This is a genomic window from Citrobacter sp. (assembly GCF_050252275.1).
In the GTDB taxonomy this organism is placed as follows: Bacteria; Pseudomonadota; Gammaproteobacteria; order Enterobacterales; family Enterobacteriaceae; genus Citrobacter_A; species Citrobacter_A amalonaticus.
Genome location: NZ_JBFWLF010000142.1, coordinates 1 through 11,246, shown reverse-complemented (window position 1 = coordinate 11,246; position 11,246 = coordinate 1). Strand labels below are relative to the sequence as shown.

Sequence of the window (11,246 nt, the reverse complement as noted above, 5' to 3'; positions counted from 1 at the left end):
TGTGCGCGGTGCCGATATCGATCGTGTTCAACAGGTCGACATTCAGATCCGGCTCGCCTTCCCAGACATCCAGAACCACACTCAGATCCTGTCCGGCGTTAAGACGCGCCAGCAACGCGGCGTTATCCACCACGGCGCCACGACAGGCATTAATCAGAATAGAGCCCGGTTTCAGACGAGAAATCAGCGCATCATCGGCCAGATGCAGCGTTTTGTAAGGCCCTTCTTTAAACAGCGGCGTGTGGAATGTCAGGACATCCGCTTCCTGAACCAGTTCATCAAGCGAGCGGAAGTCGCCCTCGTCCCCGCGATCCGCACGGGGTGGATCGCATAACAGCGTGCGGATCCCCAGCGCTTCCAGTCGCGCCTGCAGGCGTCCACCGACGTTACCTACACCGACAATCCCGACTGTACGATCGCGCAGCGCGAATCCGTCACGTTCTGCCAGCATCAGTAGCGCGGAGAACACATATTCCACCACCGCAATGGCGTTACAGCCTGGTGCCGCTGAAAATCCGATGCCCGCCTGCCTGAGCCAGTCCTCATCCACATGGTCGGTACCCGCAGTTGCGGTACCCACAAACTTGATGGCTTTCCCTTCCAGCAGCGACGCGTTCACTTTGGTGACCGAACGCACCATTAACGCATCGGCATCATCCAGCTCAGCGACAGGGATGGGACGTCCGGGAACCGCTTTGACCTCACCCAGACGACTAAACAATTCGCGGGCATAAGGCATATTTTCATCAACGAGAATTTTCACGTCTGTCGTACCTGTTTGAGAACGAGAGTTAACCGGGCAAGTGTGCCATAATCTGGCCGCCAGGCATACTTTGCTAAGATTGATGGTTTAAGGATAAGTGATGATGCAACCCATTTCCGGTACTCCCGCACGCCCTCCCGGTGAAGGGCAACCTGCGGTTTCCACGGCGGGCGAACAACCGCTCTCCACGCAACAGCGGACCGTACTGGAACGCCTGATAACGCGCCTGATTTCACTGACGCAACAGCAAAGTGCGGAAGTGTGGGCAGGTATGAAGCACGATCTCGGCGTAAAAAGCGATACTCCACTGCTGTCGCGCCATTTCCCTGCAGCGGAACAAAATCTCAACCAGCGCCTCGGTGTGGCCCAACAAAATCATGCCAACCGCCAGGTGCTTTCACAGTGGACAGAATTACTGACTCAGGGAAATAACCGCCAGGCGGTCAGCGATTTTATTCGTCAGCAGTACGGACAAACGGCGCTCAGTCAACTCAAACCGGAACAGCTTAAGAACGTGCTGACGCTTTTACAGCAGGGACAGTTGTCGATCCCGCAGCCGCAGCAGCGCCCGGCGACCGATCGCCCGCTACTGCCAGCCGAACACAATACGTTAAATCAACTGGTTACCAAACTGGCCGCCGCAACGGGGGAATCCAGCAAGCTGATCTGGCAATCAATGCTGGAACTTTCTGGCGTGAAAAGCGGTGAGCTGATCCCGGCAAAACAGTTCACCCATCTGGCGACCTGGCTGCAGGCGCGTCAAACCCTGAGTCTGCAACACGCCCCTACCCTGCAATCGCTACAGGCGGCGCTCAAGCAACCGCTGGAAGCCGATGAACTGCTCAACCTGAAAGATTACGCCCAGCAGACCTGGCAAATTCAACCGCAGACGGTGCTGACCACCGCGCAAGTGCAGGATCTCCTGAATCAGATCTTCCTGCGCCGCGTCGAGCGCGATCGGGAATTAAACGATCCCCGCCACATTCAACCGATTTATAGTCCGTTTACACCGGTTAGCGATACGCTGCGCTCGTTCACCGCGCGTCCCGGACTGCTGTTTATCGCCCTGCTGGTCGCGTTATTGATTTTCTGGCTGGTCATCTAGCGCCGGCGAAACGACAGTAGCGTCACCACAATCCCCAGCACCGCTGAAATCGCACCGGCAAGAAACACGGATGGATAGCCACAGGACGTGGCAAGCAACCCCGCCAGCGGACCAGTGACCGCGTAAGAGATATCCTGAAATGCGGCATACCCCCCCAGCGCGGTCCCGCGGACCTGTGACGGTACGCGTTTCACCACTTCAACGCCGAGCGCCGGGAAGATCAGCGAACAGCCGGCTCCGGTTAATGCCGCACCGAGTAGCGCAAACCAGGCCGTCGGCGCCAGCCAGAGCAAGACCAGCCCAACGGTCTCGATCAGCAGAGAAGCGATAGCCACCCTGACCCCGCCAAAGCGGTCCGGCATCCAGCCAAACAGCACGCGCATGAACACAAAAGCCCCGCCAAAGGCGGTCAGTGTAAAGCCGGCCATCGCCCAGCCGTGGCTGGCGAAATAGAGAGAGATAAAGGTGCCGATCACGGCAAATCCCACGCCTTGCAGCGCGAGGCCCAGCCCCGGTTTCCAGATAAGCCCCACGACGCTCCACAGTGAGGGACGCTCGCCCGCATGTGCCGGTACTTTACGCACCGTTCCGTTAAACGCCCATGCCAGCAGCGGTAACACCATTGTCGTGCCCGCAAGACCCGCAAACCCCAAATGGCTGTGGATCAGCAGACCCAGCGGCGCCCCTGCCGCCAGCGCGCCGTAAATCGCCATCCCGTTCCACGACATCACTTTACCGGAACGTGACGGCCCCACCAGACCCAGTCCCCAGGTCAGGGTGCCGGTCAGTAACTGGCTTTCCCCAAAGCCGAGGATCAACCGTCCGACGATTAATAACGCGAATTTGATCGGTACAGAAACGGGTAAGAGTGCTGCCAGTAGCCACGCGCCGCCCGCCAGCGCGCAGGCAAACATGCCCTGCAGCGCAGAACGCTTAGCGCCGTACTGATCGGCAAGTCGCCCGGCATAGCCGCGCGTTAAGACGGTTGCGAGAAACTGAATCCCCACGGCGATACCGACCATCGTATTGCCATAGCCCAGTTCATGATGAACAAAAAGTGGAATGACGGGTAGCGGCAGGCCGACCGTCATGTAGGTCAAAAAGACCGCAAACGCGATACGAAAAAGCGATGTGTTCGCTGCAGATGTTTTTTCTTTATGGGTTACTGCTGTCATGCGTTACTCCAGAATGCAGAGTAAGGCGAGGAAACGCCACGCCCCCTCCACCTGACCGTCAGGATTAAGGTGCGTTGGATAACGTCAAACGCTTACGCATTATCCGGAAGATAATGATGGGCCTGAAGTCTGCCTGCGAGTGACTAATGTTGTCAACCGCAAACCGTACCGTGTGCTCAGTACGGGGGATTATTGTCGAAAAGCGAAGGAAGGACCGCTCCAATCCCTTTCGTGCCAAACAGATAAGTCACCTGCTGCTGCTGTTCAGGCGTCAGGAGTCTGAACATCATATCCCAAATCTCTTTCGGTTCCGCTTCCCAGGCCGAGGCATCATTTCGCGCAGATTCCGGGTCGCTGTCTGCAACATAAGGACGAACATACACGGGGAGAATCGAAATATGGTATTCCCATGCCTTCGATTTTCTGCGTTTGCGCTTAACGCCTTCTTTACCCGTACTCAGGATGTTGAGTCGACTACGAACAGCGGGAACGCTACCGGGAAAACCCGGCAGACCAATACATTCCTGTACCGTGAGCCATTCTTTAGACATCGTTTCGTTCCTTTCCCCAATGAAATAATAATAAATTTTCTTTTTTGCGCGAAATTTCAGGGTTATTGTGGGAAAATAATCCGACAAAAGAAAAACACCTTCTTTTGTCACAGTCATTTAAAACCGTAAAAAATATCGGCGCCGATAACACATCTTCGTAGGATTACAGAATGAGAGAAAAAAGCCAAGACTGGCATCGTGCAGATATTAAAAGCGCACTCGAAAAAAAGGGAATAACACTCAGGGAACTTTCACGCGCAGCAGGTTTATCACCAGACTCGCTGCGTAACGTCTTTACTCGTAGCTGGCCTCGCGCCGAACAAATTATCGCTAACGCGCTGGAAACCACGCCAGAAAAAATTTGGCCAACCCGTTATATCAACCTGCCGACAGAATCTGCTGCCGAGTGCCTTAAAAAATAATATGAGCGTATATTTCAGATATATTTAATCACCCGCGAGAATGACTAATAAATAAAAAAAACCTTACGGATAAAAATAGCATTAAAAGTTACACCTGACCGAATAGATATTGTTAATGCTTCTCGTAATTTATTACGCGTATCACTAACAGAGGTTATTATGAGTTGGGATAAAACAGCCGCCGTGAGTTATGCAAAATCTCATGCAGGCGCGCATTCACAAAGCCGCTGCGCAGAATTTACCCGTAAAGCGATCCTGGCGGGAGGCGTCTTACTTGGCAACACTAACCACGCCAAGGATTATGGCCCAATGCTAAAAAACGCCGGTTTTGTCCCGATTGGTGCCTATGAGTCTCCTCAGGCGGGTGATGTCATCGTGATTCAACCCTATTCCGGTGGAAACCCCAGCGGTCATATGGCGATTTACGACGGTTCAGAGTGGTACTCAGATTTCAGACAACGCGACATGTGGGCAGGCCCTGGTTACCGGGCGGCAAAACCGGCCTATATCATCTACAGGAAATAGCGATGAGAGCCTTCTCTTTTTTAGCACTTGTCCTGCTGCTTTGCAGTTGCTCCACGCCCCGGCACGACAGCACAGAAGACGTTAAACAATTCTATCTCGCGTGGATGGCGGCATTTATCGATGCACCAGATAAGCCTCAAGATACCCGCGGGGTAATGCAACGTTATGTTACTAAAGAGGTTATCGATCGCCTGACGTTGATCGATAGCTATTATGAGCAAGACATCGTCGACTCAGACTACTTTATGTATGTGCAGGATTATGCCCCTGAGTGGATCCCACTGTTACAGGTTGGACAAGCACGTCCCTTCCTCGGCGGCGAAAAAGTGGATGTCAAACTGGGTGGACCCGCCAACATAGCGCCCGTTCAACTGGAGGTCTATACGCGTTGGGAAGAAAAACACTGGAAAATCTATCGTGTCAGGGATGTCGGAAACCAGTTTGAACATCCCATTTACAGCGCCGGTGCCATTGCCCGTGCCAAGGCGTGGTCAGCAGAAATTGCGCCGGAATACGAACCGCTTAAAAAGTAAAAAGGGAGCCTTATGGCTCCCTTTTCCGTCAATAATTGTCTTACGCTTTCAGCTTACGCATCACCAGCGTGGCGTTAGTACCGCCGAAACCGAAGCTGTTAGACATAACGGTGTTTAGTTCGCAATCGACAGTTTCGGTCACGATGTTCAGGCCTGCAGCCTGCTCGTCCATCTCTTCGATATTGATGCTCGGTGCAATAAAACCATGCTCCAGCATCAACAGAGAGTAAATTGCTTCCTGTACGCCCGCGGCGCCAAGAGAGTGACCTGTCATCGCTTTGGTCGCAGAGATCGCAGGACTCTTATCGCCAAACACTTCGCGAATCGCGCCCAGCTCTTTCACGTCGCCCACCGGCGTTGAAGTACCGTGGGAGTTCAGATAGTCGATCGGCGTATCTACACCGTGCATCGCCATCTGCATGCAGCGCACTGCGCCTTCGCCGGACGGAGCCACCATATCCGCGCCATCCGAGGTCGCGCCGTAGCCCACGATTTCCGCGTAGATATGCGCGCCACGCGCCAGGGCGTGTTCCAGTTCTTCAACCACCACCATACCGCCGCCACCCGCGATAACAAAACCATCACGGTGCGCGTCATAGGTACGGGAAGCTTTAGCAGGCTGATCGTTATATTTGGTGGACAGTGCGCCCATCGCGTCGAACTCACAGGCCATTTCCCAGCCCAGCTCTTCGCCGCCGCCCGCAAATACGATGTCCTGTTTACCCAGTTGAATTTGTTCAACCGCATTGCCGATGCAGTGAGAAGACGTCGCACAGGCCGAGCTAATCGAATAGTTTACGCCATGGATTTTAAACGGTGTAGCGAGGCAGGCCGAAACGGCAGAGCCCATCGCTTTGGTGACCACATACGGGCCAACTGCTTTCAGACCACGCGGGCTGCGCATGGCGTCAGCACCGAAAACCTGCGCTTTAGACGATCCACCGGAACCTGCAATCAGGCCAACGCGCGGGTTATTCTGATAAACCTCTTCGCTCAGACCAGCGTCTGCGATAGCTTCACGCATGGAGAGATAGGCATAAATAGAGGCATCGTTCATGAAACGCACCACTTTACGGTCGATCAAACCAGTGGTGTCCAGTTTGACGTTACCCCATACGTGGCTGCGCATTCCCGCATCTTTAAACTCTTCAGAAAAAGTGATCCCTGAACGTCCTTCACGCAGAGATGCCAGGACTTCCTGCTGGTTATTACCGATGCTGGAAACAATGCCCAAGCCAGTAATCACTGCACGTTTCATTCAATACCTCTGTCAGTCGCACTATAGTAAGTTTCGATTGGCACAATAGCGTACACTTGTACGCCGAACAAGTCCGATCAGCCAATTTATACTGAAATTTGCGCCGCCTGGCACACATCGCTAAGATCGTGACACTGCCTGTCAGACGAGTAACTTACGTGAAACAATACGCTATACAACCCGCCAACCTCGAATTCAACGCTGAGGGTACACCTGTTTCCCGAGATTTTGACGACGTCTACTTTTCCAACGACAACGGTCTGGAAGAGACGCGCTATGTCTTCCTCGGAGGCAACCGGATCGCTGAACGCTTTGTGGAACATCCTCGCCCGTTGTTTGTGGTGGCTGAGAGCGGCTTCGGCACGGGTCTGAACTTTCTCACGCTCTGGCAGGCGTTCGCCGCATTTCGCGCCACTCAGCCCGATGCTACGCTACAAAGATTACATTTCATCAGTTTTGAAAAATTTCCGTTGAGTCGTGACGATCTCACAGCGGCGCATCAGCACTGGCCGGAGTTGGCCGAATTTGCTGGGCAACTTCAGGCCCAGTGGCCGTTGCCGCTGGCGGGTTGCCACCGCCTGCTGCTGGAAGAAGGACGCGTCACGCTCGACCTCTGGTTTGGCGATATTAATGAACTCACCGATCAACTCGACGACAGCCTGAATCAAAAAGTTGACGCCTGGTTTCTCGACGGCTTCGCCCCGGCCAAAAATCCGGACATGTGGACGCAAAATCTGTTTAACGCCATGGCGCGTCTGGCTCGTCCTGGCGGTACGCTGGCAACCTTTACATCTGCGGGATTTGTTCGTCGTGGTTTGCAGGATGCCGGCTTTACTATGCAGAAATGCAAAGGTTTTGGCCGCAAGCGCGAAATGCTGCGCGGAACCATGGAACAGACGCTGAAAATCCCGTCCTCAACGCCGTGGTTTGCTCGTCAGGGAAGCGAAAAACGTGACGTCGCAATCATTGGCGGCGGGATCGCCAGTGCACTGCTTTCGCTTTCGTTGTTACGCCGGGGCTGGCAAGTGACACTCTATTGTGCCGATGACGCCCCCGCCCTGGGCGCATCCGGCAACCGTCAGGGAGCACTTTATCCCCTGCTCAGCAAGCACGACACGGCGCTCACCCTTTTCTTCCCGGCGGCATTTACCTTTGCCCGTCGCTTGTATGACGCCCTGCCCGTAGAATTTGATCATGACTGGTGTGGCGTCACGCAGTTTGGCTATGACGACAAGAGCCAGCACAAGATCCAACAAATGCTGTCGCTGGCATTGCCGTCTGCACTGGCAAGCGCGGTGGATGTCGCCCAGGCACAAAAACTTACCGGGGTAGACACTGGGTGCGGTGGCATAACCTATCCGCAAGGCGGTTGGCTGTGCCCGGCGCAACTGACCGCTGCCGTGCTGAAACTCGCGGAAAAACAAGGGCTACGCTGCCATTACCAACACTCTCTGGCAGCTCTTCACCGTTCAGCTTCCGGCTGGGATCTGCACTTTACGCACGGCAGTCACGCAGAACATGCCGCGGTTGTGCTGGCCAATGGTCATCAGATTAACCATTTTGCCCAAACGCAGACGTTACCCGTCTACGCTGTTGCCGGCCAGGTCAGTCATATTCCGTCGACGCCAGCGCTTTCCGGGATCCGTCAGGTGCTGTGCTATGACGGTTATCTGACGCCGCAAAATCCGACGAATCAACAACACTGTATCGGCGCCAGCTACCATCGCGGCAGCGAAGAGACGCAGTATCGGGAAGACGATCAGCAGCAAAATAGGCAGCGCCTGATTGACTGCTTCCCGGCAGTAGACTGGGCCAAAGAAGTCGATGTGAGCGGCAAAGATGCTCGCTGCGGCGTGCGTTGTGCCACCCGCGATCATTTACCGATGGTAGGAAGCGTTCCGGACTACGCGTCGACGCTTTCATGCTATGCAACACTCAATGAACAGACTAAAGATGCCGTTTTAGCCCCATATTATCCGGACCTGTATATGATTGGTGCCCTGGGTGCTCGCGGACTTTGTTCTGGGCCACTTGCAGCTGAAATTCTGGCTTCCCAAATGAGCAGTGAACCTCTTCCCCTCGACAAATTGACACTGGCTGCACTGAACCCGAATCGACTGTGGATCCGTAAACTCCTGAAAGGTCGGCCTGTTGAGTAGCCCATCAAATCAGTTCCGGCATGATGAGCTAAACCCAACGAGAACAGACCATATCGCGTAGAAGGTATCAATACGCCTCGTCTTAAAGCAGTCAACGCAGGCGTATCATGTAGCTTTACGCGGTAAACGGCTCAAGCATTACGCTGACTCGTGCGGTTATTCATCATCATTAAACTTGACCTGTATGGCTATAGACTGATCAGGACGACCAGCGTTCTCAGTAAGAGGCCTCAGATTATCATCAAGAATAGCGATATAAGGCTTCTCCGCAGTCAATGCAGCGAACTGAGGCAAATCGAGATCAATGCGGTTAGCAACCCCTTTTGAACACTCCGGATCAACATTACCCATAATGGCATAAAACAGATTCGTTTTTCCTTTTGCAGGCGAGGCATCTTTAATCATCCGGGAAAGGGAGATTCCCCCCTGTTTTTTATCGCAAACCGCCAGTTTTCCAATGACTTCCGGGTAGATGGTAACCCCCACCGAAGGGAGATTTGTATAGGTAAAACGGGTCAAAAACAAACCATCGCTTTCCAGAAAGCGGTTAGCAAGTATTGAAGGCTGAATAAGTGAATGATGTCCGGCGGACATGATATTAACAGGCGGAAAACTATGTGTTTTTTCAGATTTTAACAGCGTCTCTGTCCAGACCATTAGATTTTTATCCTTCAGCGCATTACGTAAATCATTCGCTCGTGAGGAAGAATAAGCATTATCTTCATTCAGGTTGACCTTAACTGCCATGGGTGTTTTAGAAATAAGACCTGATGTCGAATGAACGGAAGCCAGAGAACCATTGTAATAGCAATACTGATTGCCAAAACTACGCAACTCAGGATTCAGTGTTGATAACTCACGACAAGTATCTATCCACAAAAACATTTGATTGTTGCTAATAAGGTTCACAAGGAAAAATGCGGGAAGATAGCTGTTATTCCCGACAGAGATGATATTATCGCTGCTAAAGACAACATCTTCTATTTTACCGGTTTTAGTGTAACGGATAAGAGAAGGGATCTTAAATGACTTACCGCCTATCTTAACTTGCTTTTTATGGGAATCAATTTCAACGCTGCCATTAATATCAGGGTAACCCCAGAATGCCATATCAATAGTCGTTCGCCAGGAAAGCAGCTTTTTGTCCAGGAACATTTGCCCCGAGAAGTTTTCCGCGAGCGTCGCCATATTGCCATTTAAATCACGGCCAAGCCCTACAGGGTGAGAACCATAGTTCAGATAATTGAGAATGGTCGGAGAAACATCAAGAGTTGTACCATGACGAGGATTTTGTGTCGGCTTGATACCCGCACCAGTGATCATCAACAAATTATGACGCTCCTTCTTTTTCAACGTCTGTAGCGTCTTTACCATTACTGGAGCGAGATGATCTGAACCAAAAACCAGCAACGTATCATCCAGAAGACCTTCCTTCTTCAAGGACTGATACACTTTACCAATAAGATAATCGGTACAATGCGCCGCATTCAGCAGATGATCATTGCCATCACCATACTTCATAGACTCACATTCATGTGCTAAATACCCTTCCGGCTGATGGGTTCCGATATTGATCGAAAAGAGTCCCCAGGGGGTTTGGGTCTGCCGCAAAGAAGCAACGCGCGTCAGTAATTGTTCGTAAAGAGTATCATCATACAGCCCCCAGTTGTTTATGTAATCTTTGGCCACATGTTGATCAACAAACTCTTTTTTACCCTTCACATCAGAAAAACCATGATCCTTATAAAACTGCCCCTTTCCTGCGAATTCAGTTTCGGCTCCGCCCATAAACTCCAGGTGATAGCCTTTCGATTTTAAAATATCCCCTAAACATACAGCATTGGGCATAAAATTATTCATCTGGAAATTATCATTGGTGAACACAGATAATAACGGCATACCACATTGACTGGAAACCATTCCAGCCATTGTCCAGCTGCTACCAATAGTTTGACCAATGTTCGTAAATGTAACACTATCCTTTTCAATTTTATGCAACTCAGGAAGCAACCCAGGGAAAAGACTTTCATCCATATAATTCCCTTCCAGACTTTCCAGATAGAAATAAATGATATTCTTTGGTTTGGGAGTTGATGCTATGACTTGCGGCTTTATAAAATAATCAGAAAAATCACCTGATGATTGTGATGTTAAAGAATACGCAATTAAATTTGAGGTCGCAGGAGCGCAAAAGAATGCACATAACACCATTATCACGCCTTCAACCACCGACACTATTTTGAATTTGGTCTTTTTGCTTTTTAGAAAAGACCTCAAATAGATAATAATAAGAACTGCAAAAATAGCTTGCGACAATAAGAAGTAAAATATTAAAAAGTAAAAATCACTAAAATCGCCCCCTTCGACTCCGAATCGAAGATGGTAGAATACAGAATCATCAAAACCTATACCCGTAAACCAATTAGCGACTAAATAGCAACCTGTCAACAAACTAAAAATGATTGTAATAAGGATAAAACAGGTAGCAATGATCGAACCGGCGATACCTCGACAATGGCTTTTAAAGAAAAAAAAGAAAGCAGACAAATAAAGCAAGGCTGCTAAAAAAGACCAACTCTCATTTCCCATTTCCATAATAAACTGCATCCTTTTAAATCTCAGTCATTGGAAATGACTGATGTCATAGAAAATTATTTATCAACTGTTTCCCGTAAGTATATTATTCATAATAAATGTTAGATAAGTGTTTTTATAAAAAAACACAATAAAATACCCTACAAGCAAAATGCCGGTA

At 50.9% G+C, this 11,246-nt stretch carries 10 protein-coding genes; 5 read left to right on the top strand and 5 right to left on the bottom strand.

The genetic code is table 11. From position 1 onward, the window contains the following. Window positions 1-763, bottom strand: a 763-nt coding sequence (locus AB7E14_RS13320) for an NAD(P)-dependent oxidoreductase (protein WP_428169592.1), incomplete at its 3' end; no start/stop codon positions are given. Window positions 764-866: 103 nt separating this feature from the next. Here AB7E14_RS13320 and flk point away from each other — a divergent pair. After that, a complete protein-coding gene (flk, locus tag AB7E14_RS13315) occupies window positions 867-1,868 on the top strand; it encodes a flagella biosynthesis regulator Flk (protein ID WP_428169593.1) in 1,002 nt (333 codons plus the stop codon). Here flk and AB7E14_RS13310 read toward each other — a convergent pair. Together AB7E14_RS13310 and AB7E14_RS13305 are read right to left on the bottom strand one after the other, a co-directional pair. Continuing rightward, window positions 1,865-3,043, bottom strand: coding sequence for an MFS transporter (locus AB7E14_RS13310; protein WP_058586875.1), 1,179 nt, complete (start codon window positions 3,041-3,043; stop codon window positions 1,865-1,867). The two genes, flk and AB7E14_RS13310, sit on opposite strands and share 4 nt — an antisense overlap. Window positions 3,044-3,219: 176 nt before the next feature. Next, window positions 3,220-3,594 (bottom strand): DNA-binding protein, encoded by a 375-nt coding sequence (locus tag AB7E14_RS13305; RefSeq protein ID WP_044258484.1) that lies wholly within the window; start codon window positions 3,592-3,594, stop codon window positions 3,220-3,222. A gap of 170 nt (window positions 3,595-3,764) precedes the next feature. On the opposite strand from AB7E14_RS13305, the gene AB7E14_RS13300 reads away from it, so the two are divergent. The 3 genes from AB7E14_RS13300 (at window position 3,765) to AB7E14_RS13290 (ending at window position 5,074) form a co-directional block, all read left to right on the top strand. After that, complete coding sequence (locus tag AB7E14_RS13300) at window positions 3,765-4,016, top strand: helix-turn-helix domain-containing protein (protein WP_044266272.1); 252 nt, start codon at window positions 3,765-3,767, stop codon at window positions 4,014-4,016. A gap of 159 nt (window positions 4,017-4,175) precedes the next feature. After that, window positions 4,176-4,541 (top strand): hypothetical protein, encoded by a 366-nt coding sequence (locus AB7E14_RS13295; RefSeq protein WP_044258479.1) that lies wholly within the window; start codon window positions 4,176-4,178, stop codon window positions 4,539-4,541. Window positions 4,542-4,543: 2 nt separating this feature from the next. Further along, the gene (locus tag AB7E14_RS13290) at window positions 4,544-5,074 is read left to right on the top strand and encodes a YbjP/YqhG family protein (protein ID WP_316962467.1); all 531 of its coding nucleotides are present in this window, start codon (window positions 4,544-4,546) and stop codon (window positions 5,072-5,074) included. Between the two features lie 40 nt (window positions 5,075-5,114). Here the strand turns inward: AB7E14_RS13290 and fabB are convergent, their stop codons facing one another. Continuing rightward, window positions 5,115-6,332: a beta-ketoacyl-ACP synthase I gene (fabB, locus tag AB7E14_RS13285; RefSeq protein WP_044258478.1), complete on the bottom strand. Its 1,218-nt coding sequence runs from the start codon at window positions 6,330-6,332 to the stop codon at window positions 5,115-5,117. Between the two features lie 158 nt (window positions 6,333-6,490). Between fabB and mnmC the strand changes: the two genes are divergently transcribed. Further along, window positions 6,491-8,491, top strand: coding sequence for a bifunctional tRNA (5-methylaminomethyl-2-thiouridine)(34)-methyltransferase MnmD/FAD-dependent 5-carboxymethylaminomethyl-2-thiouridine(34) oxidoreductase MnmC (gene mnmC / locus AB7E14_RS13280; protein WP_316962466.1), 2,001 nt, complete (start codon window positions 6,491-6,493; stop codon window positions 8,489-8,491). A 156-nt stretch (window positions 8,492-8,647) separates the two neighbouring features. Here mnmC and AB7E14_RS13275 read toward each other — a convergent pair whose 3' ends face one another. Continuing rightward, window positions 8,648-11,086 carry a sulfatase-like hydrolase/transferase gene (locus AB7E14_RS13275; protein WP_316962465.1) on the bottom strand — a complete coding sequence of 813 codons (2,439 nt, stop codon included), beginning with the start codon at window positions 11,084-11,086 and terminating at the stop codon, window positions 8,648-8,650. Window positions 11,087-11,246: the final 160 nt, after the last annotated feature.